Origin of the sequence: Hymenobacter sp. 15J16-1T3B, assembly GCF_020711235.1 — a bacterium.
Taxonomy (GTDB): Bacteria; Bacteroidota; Bacteroidia; order Cytophagales; family Hymenobacteraceae; genus Solirubrum.
In genome coordinates this window covers 467,510-485,917 of the sequence record NZ_JAJFAV010000003.1, presented here as the reverse complement: position 1 = coordinate 485,917, position 18,408 = coordinate 467,510, and the positions used below count along the sequence as shown (strand labels likewise).

The 18,408-nt window shown below is 64.1% G+C and carries 15 protein-coding genes and 1 pseudogene; 3 read left to right on the top strand and 13 right to left on the bottom strand.

The genetic code is table 11. From position 1 onward, the window contains the following. Window positions 1-283 precede the first annotated feature (283 nt). The 5 genes from LJ737_RS08035 to holA all read right to left on the bottom strand — a co-directional run bounded on the left by LJ737_RS08035 (window position 284) and on the right by holA (window position 3,568). Entirely contained in the window at window positions 284-982 is a 699-nt protein-coding gene (locus LJ737_RS08035) for a GAF domain-containing protein (protein ID WP_227764449.1), read from the bottom strand. Window positions 983-1,177: 195 nt separating this feature from the next. After that, window positions 1,178-1,591 (bottom strand): ATP-grasp domain-containing protein, encoded by a 414-nt coding sequence (locus LJ737_RS08030; RefSeq protein WP_227764446.1) that lies wholly within the window; start codon window positions 1,589-1,591, stop codon window positions 1,178-1,180. A 3-nt stretch (window positions 1,592-1,594) separates the two neighbouring features. Continuing rightward, a complete protein-coding gene (locus tag LJ737_RS08025) occupies window positions 1,595-1,927 on the bottom strand; it encodes an ATP-grasp domain-containing protein (RefSeq protein WP_227764445.1) in 333 nt (110 codons plus the stop codon). Window positions 1,928-1,949: 22 nt separating this feature from the next. Next, window positions 1,950-2,504, bottom strand: a complete 555-nt coding sequence (locus LJ737_RS08020) for a suppressor of fused domain protein (RefSeq protein WP_227764444.1) — start codon at window positions 2,502-2,504, stop codon at window positions 1,950-1,952. An 8-nt stretch (window positions 2,505-2,512) separates the two neighbouring features. Continuing rightward, a complete protein-coding gene (gene holA / locus LJ737_RS08015) occupies window positions 2,513-3,568 on the bottom strand; it encodes a DNA polymerase III subunit delta (protein ID WP_227764443.1) in 1,056 nt (351 codons plus the stop codon). 111 nt (window positions 3,569-3,679) lie between these two features. Here holA and LJ737_RS08010 point away from each other — a divergent pair, with 111 nt between their 5' ends. Further along, window positions 3,680-5,227: a glycosyltransferase family 39 protein gene (locus LJ737_RS08010; RefSeq protein ID WP_227764442.1), complete on the top strand. Its 1,548-nt coding sequence runs from the start codon at window positions 3,680-3,682 to the stop codon at window positions 5,225-5,227. A 129-nt stretch (window positions 5,228-5,356) separates the two neighbouring features. Beyond that, window positions 5,357-6,658, top strand: a complete 1,302-nt coding sequence (tyrS, locus tag LJ737_RS08005; RefSeq protein WP_227764441.1) for a tyrosine--tRNA ligase — start codon at window positions 5,357-5,359, stop codon at window positions 6,656-6,658. Window positions 6,659-6,870: 212 nt separating this feature from the next. Here the strand turns inward: tyrS and LJ737_RS27100 are convergent. Together LJ737_RS27100 and LJ737_RS07995 are read right to left on the bottom strand one after the other, a co-directional pair. Further along, window positions 6,871-7,044 (bottom strand): annotated as a pseudogene (locus LJ737_RS27100) (BF3379 family histone-like protein); the annotation flags it as partial. A gap of 249 nt (window positions 7,045-7,293) precedes the next feature. Next, window positions 7,294-8,532, bottom strand: coding sequence for an aminotransferase class I/II-fold pyridoxal phosphate-dependent enzyme (locus LJ737_RS07995; protein WP_227764439.1), 1,239 nt, complete (start codon window positions 8,530-8,532; stop codon window positions 7,294-7,296). 394 nt (window positions 8,533-8,926) lie between these two features. Between LJ737_RS07995 and accC the strand changes: the two genes are divergently transcribed. Further along, window positions 8,927-10,444 (top strand): acetyl-CoA carboxylase biotin carboxylase subunit, encoded by a 1,518-nt coding sequence (gene accC / locus LJ737_RS07990; protein WP_227764438.1) that lies wholly within the window; start codon window positions 8,927-8,929, stop codon window positions 10,442-10,444. 114 nt (window positions 10,445-10,558) lie between these two features. On the opposite strand, the gene LJ737_RS07985 is transcribed toward accC, so the two are convergent. From LJ737_RS07985 to pnp, 6 genes are all read right to left on the bottom strand, one after another. Continuing rightward, a complete protein-coding gene (locus LJ737_RS07985; RefSeq protein ID WP_227764437.1) occupies window positions 10,559-11,647 on the bottom strand; it encodes an NHL repeat-containing protein in 1,089 nt (362 codons plus the stop codon). 62 nt (window positions 11,648-11,709) lie between these two features. Further along, window positions 11,710-12,429, bottom strand: a complete 720-nt coding sequence (bshB1, locus tag LJ737_RS07980) for a bacillithiol biosynthesis deacetylase BshB1 (RefSeq protein ID WP_227764472.1) — start codon at window positions 12,427-12,429, stop codon at window positions 11,710-11,712. Between the two features lie 99 nt (window positions 12,430-12,528). Next, the gene (locus tag LJ737_RS27095; protein ID WP_317206647.1) at window positions 12,529-13,644 is read right to left on the bottom strand and encodes a peptidoglycan DD-metalloendopeptidase family protein; all 1,116 of its coding nucleotides are present in this window, start codon (window positions 13,642-13,644) and stop codon (window positions 12,529-12,531) included. A gap of 314 nt (window positions 13,645-13,958) precedes the next feature. Beyond that, complete coding sequence (gene trxB / locus LJ737_RS07970) at window positions 13,959-14,906, bottom strand: thioredoxin-disulfide reductase (protein WP_227764435.1); 948 nt, start codon at window positions 14,904-14,906, stop codon at window positions 13,959-13,961. Between the two features lie 216 nt (window positions 14,907-15,122). Further along, on the bottom strand, window positions 15,123-15,986 hold the full coding sequence (locus LJ737_RS07965; protein ID WP_044513580.1) for a sigma-70 family RNA polymerase sigma factor: 864 nt from the start codon (window positions 15,984-15,986) through the stop codon (window positions 15,123-15,125). Between the two features lie 138 nt (window positions 15,987-16,124). Continuing rightward, window positions 16,125-18,380 (bottom strand): polyribonucleotide nucleotidyltransferase, encoded by a 2,256-nt coding sequence (gene pnp, locus LJ737_RS07960; RefSeq protein WP_227764433.1) that lies wholly within the window; start codon window positions 18,378-18,380, stop codon window positions 16,125-16,127. Window positions 18,381-18,408 lie beyond the last annotated feature (28 nt).

Below are 18,408 nucleotides of genomic sequence, written 5' to 3'. Positions count from 1 at the left end.
GCGCACACGGGCGGCCCCCCCCCCCGCCCCCCCGCGCACGCGGGGCCCCCGCCCCGCCCCCCGCGCCCCCCCCCCCCCGGCCCCCCCTCCTTTCCCCCCCCCGCCCCCGCCCCCCCCGCGCCGGTATCAACCCCTTGCTCACCGGCCCGCTCCGAACTCCTCGTTATCCGCCACCTGATGGTTTTCTTCGGCGGCCGCCTTACCCTTCGACGTCGGAGCACCTCGCCCACCCCCAGGGCAACGACGCGCCGCGCCGGGCCGCGCCGAACGGCGGCGCCCGCCGTTATAGCCCTTGGGCAGCGCCCACGTGCTCGTGCAGCACATCGATAACGCGCAGCATCTGCTCGTGTACCAAGCCCGTCGGGGCCTCGCCCGGGGCGGCCACGGCGGCCAGCGCGTCCAGCCGCGCCACCGACACTTCGATGCGGGCGTACACGTCGGCCCAAAGGTCCTGGTTCCAGCGGGGCCGCTGCGCCAGGGCCACCCGCAAGTCGAGCAGGCTCATGACCAAGGCGGCAAAACGGGTGAGCAGTTCGGTGTCGGCGGCGCTGAAGCGGCGGGGCCGGTGGTCGATGACGCACAACACCCCGATGGGCTGGCCCGCGGGCGTGCGCAGGGTGTGTCCGGCGTAAAAGCCCAGCTGCAGCTGCTGCACCAGCGCCGGGTCGATGAGCGAGCAGGGCTGGGCGTGCAGGTCGTCGAACACGGTTACGCCTGATTCCAGCAAGGCCACCGAGCACAGGGTTTGGCCGCGCTCCACCAGGTCCAGGCCAGCGGGCAGGCCGTGGTTGAGCTCGAAGCGGACCACTTCTTCCTCGACCAGCGCGATGATGCTGATGGGCACCCGAAACAGCTTGGCAATCAGGCGCACCAACTCGGCGAAGGTTTCGTCCTGCATCGTGTTGAGCAACTGGTAGGGGCGCAAAGCCTCCAGGCGCGCCGCTTCGTCGAGCGGCAAGGGAGCAATCAGGGAAACGGACATGAACGGTGTGGATTAGGCGGCGCAACGACTCCGTTGGCCGGTAGCGGCACCACAAAAATACACCCTAAGTTTCATCCAATGAATTTCCCGGCGTAGTACTTTTCTTTGAACCTACTAAAAGGGGAAAACAACCGGCCATAGCCCCGAGGCGAGACTTGGCACCGCGGCGGGACCGGGTGGCGTCAACGCGCCGATTTAAAAGGCGCAGTAGTCCGGCGTGCCCGTTAGCTGCGCCCAGCGGGCGGCCAACAGCTTGGCGTAGGGCACCGGCGCCAGCCCGTAGGCACCGATGGCGTAGCCTTCGTTGGCTTCGACCACCACGGTGGCGCCCGCGTCGGTCAGCCCGAAGTCGAGGGCGTAGCCGTGGGGCGCGGTGGCGTAGGCGGCCACGGCCCGCTCGACGGTGGGCCGGTCGGGGGCCTGGGCCCAGTCGCCGCGGTAGAGGCGCACATCGAGGGTGCGGCCGTAGCGCACGAAGCAGCGCCACTCGGCCACGAAGCGCAGCGGCTCGGCGCACCACACGGCGGTGTCGCGGCCCTGCTCGCCGCAGCCCACCAGGTCGCCGGGGCGGCGCACGAGCACGCCGGTAAACTTCTTCAGCTCGTGCACGGGCTAGATAAACACCGGCCACACGGCCGGCGTCGCGGCCACGGCATCGACCGAGGACTGCCAGAGGCGGCGGCCCAGAAACGGGCGCAGCGCCTCTGGGTAGCTCGCTTCGGCCGGCACCGCCACGCCCAGCTGCCGCAGCGCCGCCTGCACCGCCCCGATGGGTCCGACCACCACGTCGTCGGGCTGCTGCCCGGGCAGCGCCAGCGCTTCCGGCTGCGCCGAGTGCCGGAACGGCACGATTTCCCAGCCCATCTGCCGGAAGCCCTCCAGGGCCACGGCGCTGTTGGGGTTCGACCAGTGGCCGTCGGAGTCCTGGTGAATGAAGACGCGCATAGCTCGGAAGTTGGCCGGCGCGCTACACGCAGGCCGGGCGCTGGGGGTCCAGAAAATCCAGGCCGCTGACTTCAAACATATCCTCCAGCTCCTGCCAGCCCATCTGCACCTTGAAGTCGCGCTCCGATTCGGTTATCGGCAGCAGCCAGTAGTTCGACACCGCCCCGCCCTCGACCCGAAACAACTCCAGCTCCAGGCCGTCGAGGTAGGGTTGCGAGACGTAGGCGTGGTCGCAGGCGGAACCCGGCAGCCAGGGCCGGCCCAGGTTGACGGTGTGGTGCAGGCTCAGCGGCGCCGCGGTGCGGTGGTAGGCGGCAGCGGCCACCAACAGCTCCACCAGGTTCAGGTTCTGCCCGGGCGCAAACAGGTGCAATTCGATGGCGTCGTCGGCCCGCCCGAGCGACATGCCCAGGGTGGAGTAGATCCAGCAGTCGTGCTTGTCGCCGGGCCCGAACTCCAGTACCCGAAAATCGGGGTGCAGCTGGTCCGTGGGGCCCTGCTCCCACTTGATGCGGCGGCCCGCGGCCTGCCACTGCCCTTCCAGGTGGCGCTGCAGGTGTTGCAGATCGTAGTGCATGGGCCGGCTTAGTTGAGTACCGCCGCCACCGGCACCTGCGGGTGCAGAATCATAAATACCAGTTCCTGCAGGATGTCGGCCTCCGACATGGAACCGGCTTCCACGCCCTTGCTCTGCAAATCGGCCCGGCGGATTAGGCGAATGATGTCGCGGGTGCGCTGGTAAGAAAACACCTTCAGCGCCTGCTGGTACTCTTTCTGGGCGTAGCCGTTGTTGACGCCGATTTTCTTCCAGTCGGCCGGCGAGGGGTTTGGCACGGTGTGCAGCTGCAAGAGGCGCAGGAAGAAGTTGAAGAGGATGGTCAGGTTCGGAATGAGCGGGTTGTCCTTGGGGTTGAGGGCGAAGTGCTGGATGATGCGGTTGGCCTTCAGGATGTCGCGCAGCAGCAGGGCTTTTTGCAGCTCGAAGATGTTGTAGTCCTTGCTGATGCCCACCATGCGCTGCACCGTGGCCGCGTCGATGGGCTGGCCGGGCTGCAGGTTCAGCTCGATTTTCTGGATTTCGCCCAGCAGCCGGGCCAGGTCCGGGCCGATGTACTCGCTCAGCAGCTGCACCGCGTCGTCGTGGATGGGGCGCTGGCGCTGCTTCATCGTCGCCTGCAGCCACTGCGGCACCTGGTAGTCGCGCAGCTTGTCGGAGGTCATCAGCACGGCGTGCTCCGTGACGGCCTTGCCGAGCTTCTTGCGCCCGTCCAGGGTTTTGTGCTTGTGGGCAAACACGAGCACCGTGCTCGGCAGCGGGTTCTTCAGGTAGGCGTCGAGCATGGTCTGTCCGGCGTCGGAATCGAGCCCGGGCAGGTTCTGGGCTTCCTTCACGATGACCACGGTGCGCTCGGCCATCATCGGAAAGCGCCGCGCCTGGCCGAGCACCGTCGGAATATCGGTGTCCTTGCCGTAGAGCACGACCTGATTGAAGCCCTTGTCCGGCTCGCTCAGCGCGTTCTTCTCGATGAAGTCCGACACCAAGTCGATGTAGTACGGCTCTTCCCCCTGCAGAAAGTACACCGGCTGAAACTGCCCCTTCTGGAGCTGCGGCATGATCTGGTCGGCGGAAAGGACGGGCATCTTCGGGGAGCTGGTGAGACGGTGAAATGGTGAGTTTGCGGGGCTGGCGCTAGGTAAGTTGAACGTCAACTCCCTATTTCACCCTCTCACAAGTTCACCACTTGCAAAGATATGCCCGTTTCTGCTCCGCCGCTGGCGGCCCGCCCGGTGCGCCTGGCCCCGGCCCTGCTCGGGCTGGCCGCCGCCAAGTTTCTCCTGCAGCTGCTGCTCTCGGGCCGCTACGGCCTGCACCGCGACGAGTACCTCTACCTCGACATGGCCCACCACCTGGCCTGGGGCTACAAGGAAATTCCGCCGCTGCTGGCGCCGCTGTCGTGGTTGGCGCAGGCCGTGTTCGGGCACAGCATTATCGGGGTGAAGTTCTTCCCGGCCCTATTCGGCGGCCTGACGGTGCTGCTCACCGGCTTGGTAGCGCGCGAGGCCGGCGGGCGACGCGGGGCGCAGTTGGCGGCGGGCCTGGCGGTGGCGCTGGCGCCGGTGTACCTGGCCATGCACGGCCTGTTTCAGCCCAACTTCCTCGACGTATTTTTCTGGACGCTCTACGGCTACCTGGTGCTGCGCTTCGTGCGCACCCACGAGCCGCGGTTGCTGCTCGGGTTGGGCGCGGCCATCGGGCTGGGGCTGCTGGCCAAGTACACCACCGCGTTTTACATGCTGGCCCTGCTGCTAGCCCTGCTGCTCACGCCCGCCGAACGGCCCTGGCTGGCCACGCGCTGGTTTTGGGGCGCCGTCGGGCTAGCCGCCTTGATTTTTCTGCCCAACCTTGTCTGGCAGGCCACGCACCATTGGCCGGTGCTCGGGCACATGCACAAGCTGCAGGAAACCCAGCTCACCCACGTCTCGCCGGTCAGCTTCCTCGTGGAGCAGCTGCCCATGACGCTGGCCGGGGCCCTGCTCTGGCTGGCCGGGCTCTGGTTCTGCTTCACGCCCGCCGGTAGGCCCTACCGCCCGCTGGCCCTGGCCTACGGCTTCGTCATCGCGCTGCTCGTACTCAGCCGCGGCAAAAACTACTACGCCGCCGCCGTGTACCCGCCGCTAATGGCCCTGGGCGCGGTGTTTTTGGAGCGCAAAAGCCGCGTGGCGTTGCTGGGCGCCATGGCCCTGGGCGTGCTGCTGACCCTGCCCATCGTTCCCGCGCTGCTGCCGGTGTTATCGGTAGAGCAGTTGGCCCGCTACGTCCAGGGCTTGCCCGTGGAGGCCCTCACGCGCTGGGAAGACGGCCGGCAGCACGCCTTGCCCCAGGACGTGGCCGACATGCACGGCTGGGACGAGTACGCCCCGCTGGTGCAGCAGGCCCTGGCGAAGCTGCCGCCCGCCGAGCGCGCCCACTGCATCGTCTACGCCGACAACTACGGGCAAGCCGGGGCCCTGAACTGGTACGGCCCGGCGCTGGGCCTGCCGCGGTGTTACTCCCTCAACGGGTCGAACTCCTACTGGATGCCCCAGCCCGATACCATCAGCGCCATCGTGTATGCCAACGAAGGCGGCCCGGACGACAACCTGCCCCGGATGTTCGAGCACAACGACATCGTGGGCCGCGTCCGCAACCCGTACGCCCGCATCCGGGGCGGCGAGGTCATTCTGTACCGGCACCCCAAACCTGCGTTTCTGGGCTTTGTGCGCACACGCATCAAAGAAGCCCAGGAAGGCTTTGAATAGCGCCGATGCGCGCCACAGCGCCGCGGCCGCTTACCTTTGCCCCGAATACAGTTGACAGTGGCCGGGGCGAGGGGCCAGTCCGTGCTGCCCCTGCTACCCGACCACTGACAACCCGCAACTGACTCCTACATGAACCTTATCGACGAACTGCGCTGGCGCGGCATGTTTCACGACATGATGCCCGGCACCGACGAGCACCTGCGGACCAGCGCGCCCGTCTCCGCCTACATCGGCTTCGACCCCACGGCCGCCTCCCTGCACATCGGCAACCTGGCCACCATCATGCTGCTGGTGCACCTGCAGCGCGCCGGCCACCGGCCCGTGGCCCTGGTGGGCGGCGCCACCGGCATGATCGGCGACCCGTCGGGCAAGTCGGCCGAGCGCAACCTGCTCGACGAAACCACCCTGCGCGCCAACCAGGCCGGCATCCGGGCCCAGCTGGAAAAGTTTCTGACCTTCGACGACTCGCCCACCGGCGCGCTGGTCGTGAACAACTACGACTGGTTCAAGGAGTTTGGCTTCCTGCAGTTTCTGCGCGAAGTGGGCAAGCACCTGACGGTGAACTACATGATGGCCAAGGACTCGGTGAAGCGCCGCATCGGCGGCAACGAGGACACCGGCGCCGAGGGCATCAGCTACACCGAGTTCAGCTACCAGCTGCTGCAGGGCTACGACTTCCAGCACCTCTACAAGACCTTGGGCGTGACCCTGCAGATGGGCGCTTCGGACCAATGGGGCAACATCACCACCGGCACCGAGCTCATCCGCCGCATGTCGGGCGGTGAGGGCAAAGCCTACGCCCTCACCGGCCAGCTCATCACCAAAGCCGACGGCACTAAGTACGGCAAGTCGGAGACGGGCACCGTCTGGCTCGACGCCTCGATGACCTCGCCCTACCAGTTCTACCAGTTCTTCCTCAACGCCGCCGACGCCGACGTGCCCCGCCTGATCCGCGTGTTCACCCTGCTCAGCCAGGAAGAAATCGAAGCGCTGGAAGCCGAGCACGCCCAGGCCCCGCACCTGCGCACCCTGCAAAAGGCCCTGGCCCAGGACGTGACCATCCGCGTGCACGGGCAAGCGGCCTACGAGGCGGCCGTGTCGGCTTCCCAGGTCCTGTTCGGCGGCGGCGACCTGGCCTCGCTCGACGAAGCCACCCTGCTCGACGTCTTCGCCGGCTCGCCCAGGGTCGAAGTGCCGCGCGCCGCGCTGGCCGAGCACAACATGGTCGGCCTGCTCGGCGAGCTGGCGGGCAGCACCATCTTTCCGAGCAAGGGCGAAGCGCGCAAGATGATTCAGGGCGGCGGCGTGAGCCTGAACCGCGAGAAAGTGACGGTGGAACAGCAGGCCGCCGCGGTGCCGCTGCTGCTGGGCCAGTACATCGTGGCCCAGAAGGGCAAAAAGAACTACTACCTGATCAAGCTGACCGAGTAGTCGGCGCGGGTAGGAAAACGAAACGGGCGCCTGGTTTGCACCAGGCGCCCGTTTGCGTTTGGAGGAGTAAGCGGGCGGCGTGACCGGGCCGCCCCGAGAACTTACTTCTTCTTGGCCGGAGCGGCTTTCTTCGCGGCACCGCCGGCAGCGCCAGCAGCTTTCTTGGCCGGAGCAGCCTTAGCGGCCGGAGCGGCAGCTTTGTCGCCCGTGGCGCTGTTCTTGGTGTTCTGCACCTCGGCGCGGATTTCCTGCGCCATGTTCTTCAGCTCCTGCATGCCTTTGCGTACGCGGGTACCAGCAGCCGAATTGCCTTTGTCGTAGAACTTCTCGAAGTCAGCTTCCAGCGAGTGAACGAGGTCCCGGAGTTTGCCAAAATTGTTAGCCATGAGAAAGGAAGGGGGGTTAGTGGTGTGAAACAAGGGTTTGACCGTGGCTAATATACGGGCATTTCAAATCAAAGCTAATTTTCGAAAAAATTTTTCAACGCCGATTGGAGGCCGTACGGGGCAATTTCACCACCCAAAATCTGCATTTTAGGTTTTTTATCCTTACTCAATTCTCTTGATTAAATACAAAAAACAAGCCGCCCGCTGCGTTAGCAACGGGCGGCTGGGCTTACGACGCAAAAGGGCGTTTTAGGCCGTTGCGGGCTGTTTTGAGTAAAGGCCCTTGTCGAGCTTGGCGGCAATGGCTTCGAAGGCGCTGATGGTCTGGTCGACGTCGGCCAGCGTGTGAGCGGCCGTCGGAATCAGACGCAGCATAATCACGCCCTTGGGCACCACCGGGTACACCACGATGGAGCAGAAAATGCCGTAATTCTCTCGCAAATCGAAGGTTAGGGCCGTGGCGTCGGGAATTTCGCCGTTGAGCAGCACCGGGGTCACCGGGGTGGTGGTGGTGCCGATGTTGAAGCCCTTCTCGCGCAGGCCCGATTGCAGGGCGCGCACGATGGTCCAGAGGTTTTCTTTCAATTCCGGCTGGCTGCGCAGCAGCTCCAGGCGCTTCAGCGCACCCACTACCAGCGGCATGGGCAGGGATTTGGCGAAGATTTGGCTACGCATGTTGTAGCGCAAATATTCAATTACCGGCTCGGGGCCGCCCACGAAGGCGCCGATGCTGGCCATGGACTTGGCAAACGTCGAAAAATAAAGGTCGATACCGTCCTGCACGCCCTGTTCTTCGCCCGTACCGGCGCCCGTAGCGCCCATCGTGCCGAAACCGTGCGCGTCGTCGACGAACAGGCGGAAGTTCCACTTGCTCTTCAGCGCCACGATGGACTTCAGGTCGCCCTGGTTGCCCGACATGCCGAAGGCGCCCTCGGTAATCACGAGGATGCCGCCGCCCGTTTCGTCGGTGATGCGCTTGGCGCGCTCCAGCTGCTTCTCCAGGCCCGCCATGTCGTTGTGCGGAAACACGAAGCGCTTGCCCGCGTGCAGGCGCACCCCGTCGATGATGCAGGCGTGCGACTCGGCGTCGTACACGATGACGTCGTGGCGCGACACCAAGGAGTCGATGATGCTTACCACACCTTGGTAGCCGAAGTTGAGCAGCAGCACGTCGTCCTTCTGGATGAACTCGGCCAGTTCGCGCTCCAGCTGCTCGTGGTAGTTGGAGTTGCCGCTCATGATGCGGGCGCCCATCGGCAGGGCCATGCCGAACTCGGCGGCGGCGGCGGCGTCGGCCTTGCGCACCTCGGGGTGGTTGGCCAGGCCCAGGTAGTTGTTCAGGCTCCAGGTCAGAACCTCTTTGCCGCGGAAAATCATGCGCGGCTTGATTTCGCCTTCGAGCTTGGGGAACGTGAAGTAGCCGTGAGCGTAGTGCGAGTGGCTGCCGAGCGGGCCGCGGTTGGCGGCAATTCTCTCAAAAATGTCCACGCGGGGATGCTTTTTGGGTGAGTAAGCGGAAAAACCGTTTGGCCCACGCCATTCAGGGCGCAGGCCAAATGTGGCGCAAGTTACGAAACCGCGCTCAGGCAACGAGCGTTAGGCCGCGTGATATTCGGCATGGCGAATAGAGGCGTCTTGTGATAACGGCAGTCAGTGAAACGTCATTCCGAGCGAAGGCGAGGAATCTCGCGTGCTGACGCTGGTTAGGTCCTGCTGCTTGGTGCTGGCACCTATCCACGCCAGCACGCGAGATTCTCTCGACAAGCTCGACCTGACGTTCTTCATCAACCGTTATCCGACTCCTTAATTTCCGCCTTCTGCCCCTCAGCTATTACTTTCGGCCTTCCTAATCCACTGCTCCCTCCCCCTGCCCCCCTCCGGCATGACAAAAATCACCAAGCTCCTGGTCGCCAACCGCGGCGAAATTGCCCTGCGCGTGCTGCGCTCGGCCCGCGAAATGGGCCTGCAAACCGTGGCCATCTACTCCGAAGCCGACCGCAATGCCCTGCACGTGCGCTACGCCGACGAAGCCGTCTGCGTGGGCCCGCCCGCCTCCAAGGACAGCTACCTGCGCGGCGACAAAATCATCGAAGTCTGCAAGGAGTTGGGCGTCGACGCGATTCACCCCGGCTACGGCTTCCTCTCCGAAAACGCCGACTTTGCGCGCATGGTGAAGGCAGCGGGCATTACGTTCGTGGGCCCCTCGCCCGAAGCCATGAACATCATGGGCGACAAGCTCTCGGCCAAGCAGGCCGTGCAGGCCTACAACATCCCGCTGGTACCCGGCACGGCCGAGGCCATCAGCGACGTGGAAGAAGCCAAGCGCATTGCCGAGCAGGTGGGCTTTCCCATCCTGATCAAGGCTTCGGCCGGCGGCGGCGGCAAGGGCATGCGCCTGGTGCACGCGGCCGCGGAGTTCGAGGAGCAGATGCAGCTGGCCATCAACGAAGCCACCTCGGCCTTCGGCGACGGGTCGGTGTTTATCGAGAAGTTCGTGACGGGCCCGCGCCACATCGAAATCCAGGTGCTGGGCGACGAGCACGGCAACATTGTGCATTTGTTCGAGCGGGAATGCTCCATTCAGCGCCGCCACCAGAAAGTCATTGAGGAAGCACCTTCCTCGGTGCTCACGCCCGCGCTGCGCGCCGAAATGGGCCGCTGCGCCGTCGACGTGGCCCGGGCCTGCAACTACACCGGGGCCGGCACCGTGGAGTTTCTGCTCGACGACCAGCGCAACTTCTACTTCCTGGAAATGAACACCCGCCTGCAGGTGGAGCACCCCGTCACGGAAATGATTACGGGCCTCGACCTGGTAAAGGAGCAGATCAAGGTGGCCCAGGGCGAGCCGCTGAGCTTCCGCCAGGAAGACCTGAGCATCACCGGCCACGCCCTGGAGCTGCGCGTGTACGCCGAAGACCCGCAGAACAACTTCCTACCCGACATCGGCCGCCTGCAAACCTACGTGCGCCCCCAGGGCCCCGGCGTGCGCGTCGACGACGGCTTCGAGCAGGGCATGGACATTCCCATCTACTACGACCCGATGATTGCCAAGCTGGTCACCTACGGCGCCAACCGCCAGGAAGCCATAGCCCGCATGCTGCGCGCCATCGAGGAGTACCAGATTACCGGCATCGAAACCACCCTGGGCTTCGGCACCTACGTGCTGCGCCACCCCGCCTTCGTCAGCGGCGACTTCGACACGAACTTCATCAAGGACCATTTCCAGTCCAGCGTACTGCAGCAAACGCCCAGCCCCGAGCTGGCCCGGCTAGCCGCCGTGCTGGCCGCCAAGCTGCTCACCGAGCAGAAAGGCGCCGCTATGGCCTCGAACGGCGCGGCGGCAGGCGGCGCGGCCGTGCCGGTATCGAACTGGAAGAAGAACCGGTTGGCGGGGCGGTAGCGCCTGCCTATGCTGACAAGCTGCAAACAAAAGCGCCCGGCTGGTTTCAGCCGGGCGCTTTTGTTTGGGTTCAGCTGAGGGCACGCCCGCAGGTGGTACGCGCTTACGGATGGGCTACTGCACCGTGACCTTGCGAATCCGGGCTCCGGAAATCAGGCCCCACTCGCTCACGTAAAAAGTACCGCTGCCCCCGTAGGCAATGTCGATGGGGGCATCGAATTGGGCGGTAGCGCCGGGGCCGTCGGCATAGCCCTGGGCGCGCGTGCCCGCCACGGTGCTGACTTGGCCCGCCGGCGTAATCTTGCGGATGCAGTTGTTGTTGCTGTCAACCACGTAGAGGTTGCCGCCGGCGTCAAGGGTCACGCCGCGGGGACCGGAAAACTTGGCGCTGCTGGCCGCGCCATCAGCCCAGCCGACGGTGCCGGTGCCGGCTACCGTCGTGACGGTAGCATTGGGCAGGATTTTCCGAATGCGGTGGGCGGCTACGTCCGCGACGTACACCGTGCCCTGCGCGTCAACGGCCAAGCCCTGCGTACTCGAAAATTGCGCGGTGCTGGCGGGCCCGTCCTCGATGCCGCGCTGGCCGGTGCCGGCCAAGGTCGACACCGTGCCGTCGGGCATGATCTTCCGAATGCGGTAGTTCTCCGAATCGGACACGTACACCACGCCCTGGGCGTCCACCGCAATGCCGTTGGGCGCGTTGAATTGCGCCGTTGCCCCGGGGCCGTCGGCAAAGCCGGCCACCCCGGTTCCGGCCAGCGTACTGACGGTGGTGCTGGTGATTTTGCGGATGCGGTGGCCGCCATGGTCCGCCACGTACAAATTGCCCAGCCGGTCGACGGCTACGTCCAAGGGCGTGTAAAAACGGGCCGAAGCCAAGGCTCCATCCAACCACCCCTGCCCCATTCCCCCGCTCAGGGTGGAAACCATACCCGCAGGCGTGATTTTGCGGACGCCAGCGCTGCCGACCTCGGCAACATAAATATTGCCCTGCGCATCGACGGCCACGCCCTGCGGCGCGGCAAACTGCGCAGTGCTGCCGGGGCCGTTGACGTAGCCCGGGCCGCTGCCCCCGGCCAGGTTGCTGACGTCGACCACTTCCCCCGGCTTTTCAGCTGGCTTTTCAACCGCCTGCTCCTTTTTACAGGCCAGCAGCCCCAAAACTAACAGGCTTCCAACTTTGGCTTTGGTGACTAGAGACATGGTAAACCGAAACGGTAGGGTAAATGCGAAGGGCCTGAAAAGCTGAATCTATGTAAAAATGCCTAAAACCACCCCGCCAAATCCCGCACGCCAATCGGGCGCTCGACGGTGAAGCCTTCCCCGAACTCCACCCCGATGGCGTGGCCGAACTCCCGGGCCCGGGCTTCCACGAAGTGCCAGAACTCCGGCGAGGAAATGTGGGTGTGCGGCTGCCCGTCGGCGGCCACGTTGAACTGCGAGCCGTAGGCGGCCACCGAGGCGCGCTTAGTTTCCCAGTGGGCCGAAATATCCACGACGAAATCGGGCTTGATGTAGCGGTCCTGGATGAAGTGGTAGACCCGGCCGGGGCGCCAGGCGGCCTGGGACTGCCCGTCCTCGCCCAGCGTCTCAATCATGCGCAGGCCCGCGAGGAAGCAGGCTTCGGAGGCCAGCTGCGAGCCGCGGCCGTGGTCGGGGTGCCGGTCGTGGACGGCGTTGCAGAGCACGATGTCGGGCTGGTAGCGGCGCACGGCCCGGATGATGGGCAGCTGATGCTCCCGGTCGTTGCGGAAGAAACCGTCGGGCAAGCCCAGGTTGTCGCGCACGCTCAGGCCCAGCAGCTCGGAGGCGGCCTGGGCTTCGCGGGCCCGGGTTTCGGGCGTGCCCCGGCTGCCCAGCTCGCCGCGGGTGAGGTCCACCACGCCTACTTTTTTGCCTTGCGCAATGGCCGCGGCTATGGTGCCGCCGGCGCACAGCTCCGCGTCGTCGGGGTGCGAAGCCAAAACCAGAATGTCGAGTTTCATCATTCTTGAATCGTTAAATGCCTAAATGGTCAAGTGGCGGCTCGTCCTAACGCACGGTTGAACGAGCCGCCACTTGACCATTTAGCAATTCAGCCATGGTTATTTGATCCGCAGCGTACGACCGACGCGCAGGGTGGTTTTGCCCGAAATATCGTTCAGGCGCCGGATTTGGGCCTGCGACACGCCATACTTGTCGGCAATTTCCGAAAGCGTGTCGCCCGGCCGGACGCGGTGCGACACGGTGCGGCGGGCGGCCGAGGGCTGCCCCGAGCGGCTGCTGCGGGCCTGCACAGCCGCTTTCATGCGCGCGGCCTGCCCAGCGTAGTTGAACAGCGCGGCGGTAATGGCCAGGTTTTCCTTTTTGAGCTGGTACTCCGGGAAGTTGTAAATCTCCTCGGGGTTGATGGGGTTACCCTCGTAGCGGACCTCGTAGTGCAGGTGCGAGCCGGTGCTGCGCCCGGTGCTGCCGCCCTTGCCGATCAGTTCACCGGCTTTCACGAAGGTGCCGGGCTTGACCAGCTGCTTGCTTAGGTGCCCGTATACCGTCTCCAAGCCGTTGTAGTGGCGCACTACGATGTAGTTGCCGTAGCCGCCACCGTCCCAGTTCACCACGCGCACCACGCCGTCGAACGCGGCCTTCACGGAGTCGCCGGTTTCCAGGTCCAGGTCCACGCCGTAGTGCCAGCGGTAGCCGCGGAAGCGGAAGCCGGACGTGACGGGGGTGGTGTTGAGCGGCATCTTGGCCAGGCGCTGCCGGGCCGGGTCGGTCAGGTGCAACGTGAGGGTGTCGCGGTAGTTGCGTGGGTCGCGGCGGTAGGGGTTTACGTAGCGCGTATCCCAGATGGAATAGTAGCCCGCGACCTTGATCCACGAGGAGTCAATCAGGACTTCCTCCGACATTTCCACGATGCTCTGCTGGCCCAGGTTGAGTGTGCTGGTATCCTCGCTGACGATGCTCAGGGGTTTGGCCGGCTTAAACACCGACTTGGCCGCCTCGGAATTGTCGTCGGGCAGCTCTTCGGTTTCCACGACCACCGACGTATCGGGGCGTACGTAGCGAATCTTGGGCGCGCGGATCTTGAAAAAATCTTTGGGCGTGCCCGCTTTGGCCTTGGGCCGGGGCGTGCGGCGGCGCTGCGCCTGGGCCGCTTCGGGAGCAAAGCTCAACAGGAGAGCCAGCAAGCCGAGCAGCCAGAATTTGAAGGCAGTTGACAAGTGCAATAGGACTGGGTGGACGTCCCCGCGGGCCACGCTCACCGGCGCAGCCCTCGGGAGCCCGCAAAGGTACGGAAGCTAAGCAAAACGGGCCGCCTCGCCCAGAAGGCAAGCCGGCCCGTTGCAACGGTCAAATCCAATTTTTAGTATTCTGCCAGGGAAAGTCTACTCTACCAGAACGTCATGCCGGGCGAAGCCGAGGCATCTCGCGTGCTGACATCTGCCGGTAATCTTTTCGTTCAACGAGCACATTACTACCCGAGCGAGATGCCTCGACAAGCTCGACATGACGGGCGGGAGGAACTCAGAACAGCTTAGTGCACGCCCAGCGCCGCCAAGTACCGCTCGGCGTCCAAGGCCGCCATGCAGCCAGTGCCGGCGGCCGTCACGGCCTGCCGGTACACGAAGTCCTGCACGTCGCCGCAGGCAAACACGCCGTCAACGTTGGTCTTGCTCGTGCCCGGAATGGTCTTCAGGTAGCCCTGCTCGTCGTGGTGCAGGTACTCGCGGAAGATGCTCGAATTCGGCTCGTGCCCAATAGCCACAAAGAAGCCGTGAATCGGAATTTCGCGCGTTTCGTGGGTCACAAGGTTTTTCACCCGCACCGCTTCCACGGCGTGCTCCCCCAGGATTTCGTCGGTGGCCGTGTCGAACAGCACCTCAATCTTGGGGTTGTCGAGCACGCGCTTCTGCATGATCTTGGAGGCACGCATCTCCCCTTTGCGCACCAGCATGTACACTTTGTTGCAGAGGTTGGCCAGGTAGGTAGCTTCCTCGGCCGCCGTGTCGCCGGCGCCCACAATGGCCACGTCCTTGCCGCGGTAGAAGAACCCGTCGCACACGGCGCAAGCCGATACGCCCGAGCCGTTCAGCCGCGCCTCCGACTCCAGCCCCAGCCACTTGGCCGAGGCCCCCGTGGCGATGATGACGGCGTCCGCGGTCAGCGTGTGCTTCTCGTCGATGGTCACGCGGTGCGGGTGCCCCGAGAAGTCCACTGAGGTGGCAATGCCGTAGCGGATATCGGTGCCGAAGCGGGCGGCCTGCTTTTTCAGGTCCTCCATCATTTCCGGCCCCATGATGCCGTCGGGGTAGCCGGGGAAATTCTCCACGTCGTTGGTGATGGTCAGCTGCCCACCGGGCTGCAGACCTTGGTACATGACGGGCGCCATGTTGGCGCGGGCGGCGTAAATGGCGGCGGTGTAGCCCGCCGGCCCCGACCCAATAATCAGACACTTGACGTGTTCTGCGGCAGTATTCTCCATGAGATGAAAAAGCGAATTCCGTAAGGAGCGGCAAAGGTAAGGCCCGCCGCGGAAGTACTAGTCAAAACTCGTACTACCCGCGTTAGGTGGTGGCTGAATGGCCGAATAGTACCATTATGACAGGAGTGCCCAAGCAGCCACCTGCCACTTTGGTCAAACAAAAACCCCGACCGTACGGCCGGGGTTTTCGATGCTGGCAAAAACTAGGAAGGTTGCTTAGCCCAGGTAGGGCTTCAGCGCCTTGCTGCGCGAGGTGTGGCGCAGGCGGCGGATAGCCTTTTCCTTGATCTGGCGCACCCGCTCGCGGGTCAGGTTGAACTTCTCGCCGATTTCCTCCAGGGTCAGCGAATGCTCGCCGTTGAGGCCGAAGTACAGCGTAATCACGTCAGCCTCGCGCTTGGTGAGCGTGCTGAGGGCACGCTGCACTTCCTTGCGCAGCGAGTCGTTCATCAGGCCCATGTCGGGCGACTCCTCGTCCTCGTTTTCGAGCACGTCGAGCAGGCGGTTTTCTTCGCCCTGCACGAACGGCGCGTCCACCGACACGTGGCGGCCCGAAATCTTGAGCGTATCCACCACTTCCGAGGTGGTCAGCTCCAGTACTTCGGCAATTTCCTCCGGCGAAGGCTCCCGCTCGAATTTCTGCTCCAGTTCCGAGAACGACTTGCTGATTTTGTTCAGCGAGCCAACGCGGTTCAGGGGCAGACGCACGATGCGCGACTGTTCGGCCAGCGCCTGCAGAATCGACTGGCGAATCCACCATACGGCGTAGGAGATGAACTTAAAGCCGCGGGTTTCGTCGAAGCGCTTGGCGGCTTTGATCAGGCCGAGGTTGCCCTCGTTGATCAAATCGCCCAGCGACAGACCTTGGTTCTGGTATTGTTTGGCCACCGACACCACGAAACGGAGGTTGGCCTTGGTGAGCTTTTCCAGCGCCTGCTGGTCGCCTTCCTTGATGCGTTGCGCCAGCGTTACCTCCTCGTCGGGAGTGAGCAGATCGACCTTACCAATCTCCTGGAGGTACTTGTCCAGCGACTGGCTTTCGCGGTTGGTAATCTGCTTGCTGATTTTTAGCTGTCTCATTGTAGACGGGCGCGAAGGGTAAAAAGGTGCAGGTTGGTCTTCTTGAGAGAGTTTCTTGACGGGAACCTCGGTCAGATGGGGCTAACAGCACCATCTGACCGAAAGTTCGCATCAAGCAATTATGGCCTTCCTACGGAATTAGCGGTTGAAACGCTCGGGACGCTCGCCGCGCTCCGGACGCGGGCCCCGGTCGGGGCGCGGGCCGCGGTCCGGACGGTCACCGCGTTCCGGGCGCTCGGGGCGCTCCGACGGTTCCACGTAGCCTTCCGGCTTCGGCATGAGGCTCTTCATCGACAAACGGAACTTGCCGGTCTTCTTGTCAACCTCTACCAGTTGCACCTTCACTTCCTGGCCCACTGTCAGCACGCCTTCCAGCGAGGGCAGACGGTCGTAGCTCACTTCCGAGATGTGCAGCAGGCCGTCCTTGCCGGGCATAAACTCCACGAACGCGCCGTAGGCTTGGATCGAGCGAACCGTGCCGCTGTACGTCTCGCCTACCTCGGGGGTAGCAGCAATACCGCGGATGCGGGCTACTGCGGCCGCCATGTCGTCGGCGTTCGAGGTGTAGATGTACACGTGGCCCTTCTCGTCCTTCTCCTCGATGGTGATGGTGGCGTTGGTGTCCTTCTGAATCTGCTGCACCACTTTGCCGCCCGGGCCGATGATGGCGCCGATGTACTCCTTGTCGACCAGAATCTTGGTGGAGCGCGGGGTGTGGGGCTTCAGGTCAGCGGCGGTTTCGCTGATGGTCTTGGCCATTTCGCCCAGGATGTGCAGGCGGCCCTCACGAGCCTGATGCAGGGCCTTGGTCAGGATTTCGTTCGACAGGCCCTGGATTTTGATGTCCATCTGGCAAGCCACGATGCCCTTCTCGGTGCCCGTCACTTTGAAGTCCATGTCGCCGAGGTGGTCTTCGTCGCCGAGGATGTCCGACAGCACGGCGTACTCCCCGGTTTCCTTGTCCTGCACCAGGCCCATGGCAATGCCCGAAACGGCGGCCTTGAGCTTGATGCCAGCGTCCATCAGCGCCATGGACGAGGCGCAGACGGTAGCCATGGACGAGGAGCCGTTCGACTCCAGGATATCCGACACCACGCGGATGGTGTAGGGGTTTTCGTCTTCCGAGGGCAGCACCTTCTTGATGGAGCGCATGGCCAGGTTGCCGTGGCCCACTTCCCGGCGGCCGGGGCCGCGGTTGGGCTTCACCTCGCCGGTCGAGAAGGCCGGGAAGTTGTAGTGCAGCAAGAACTTGTTGTAGCCCGACACCATGGCCGAATCCACAATCTGCTCGTCGAGCTTGGTACCCAGGGCCACCGAAGTCAGCGACTGGGTTTCGCCGCGGGTAAATAGGGCCGAGCCGTGGGCGCCGGGCAGGTAGTTCACCTCCGACCAGATGGGGCGGATTTCCGTCAGCTGACGACCGTCGAGGCGGGTGCGCTCCTTGATCATCATGTCACGAATGGCCTTCTTCTCGGCCGAGCCGTAGTAGCGGCCGAACATTTTCAGGTCCAGCTCGGGGTTCTCAGCCAGCAGCTTTTCCAGCAGCGGCTTCTTGATGGCCGAGAAGCCTTCCTTGCGGCCAGCCTTGCTCGGATTGCCCGACTTAGCAACCTCATAAGCAGCCTGATACACGGCTTCGTTAATCTGCTGCTTCAGCTCCTCGTTTTCGTCGTACTTGGGATACTCGCGCTTCACGTGCGACTTCTCCACGGCCTGGCCGAGTTCCTGCTGCACGCGCACTTGCTCCTTGATGGCTTCGTGGGCGTAGGCAATGGCTTCCACCATTTCCTCTTCGCTCACTTCGTTCATCTCGCCTTCCACCATGGCCACCGAGTCGATGGTCGCCCCTACGATGAGGTCGATGTCGGCGCGGGCAATGTCGGCGGTCTTGGGGTTGATTTGCAGCTGGCCGTCGATGCGGGCTACGCGCACTTCGGAGATGGGGCCAGCAAATGGAATATCGGAAACCGAGAGGGCGGCCGACGCGGCCAGGGCGGCCAGGGCATCGGGCTGCACGTCCTTATCGGCCGAAATCAGCGAAATCATCACCTGCACCTCGTAGTGATAGTCCTTGGGGAACATCGGGCGCAGGATGCGGTCCACGAGGCGGGATACCAGCACTTCGTAGTCCGACAGGCGGCCTTCGCGGCGCTGGAAGGAACCGGGAATCTTGCCGGCGCCGCCGAATTTCTCCTGGTAATCCACCGACAGCGGCAGGAAGTCCACGCCTTCGCGCTGCGAGGGCTGCGAAACGACCGTGGCCAGCAGCATCGCGTCGCCGAGGCGCACGACGACGGCGCCGTCGGCGAACTTGGCCAGCTTGCCGGTTTCGAGGGAAATCTGCCGACCGTCGGGCAGGGTAATGTGTTTGGTAACCGCGTTGTAAGGAGGCATTCCTTCAGGGGTAGCTTGGGGTTGGAAC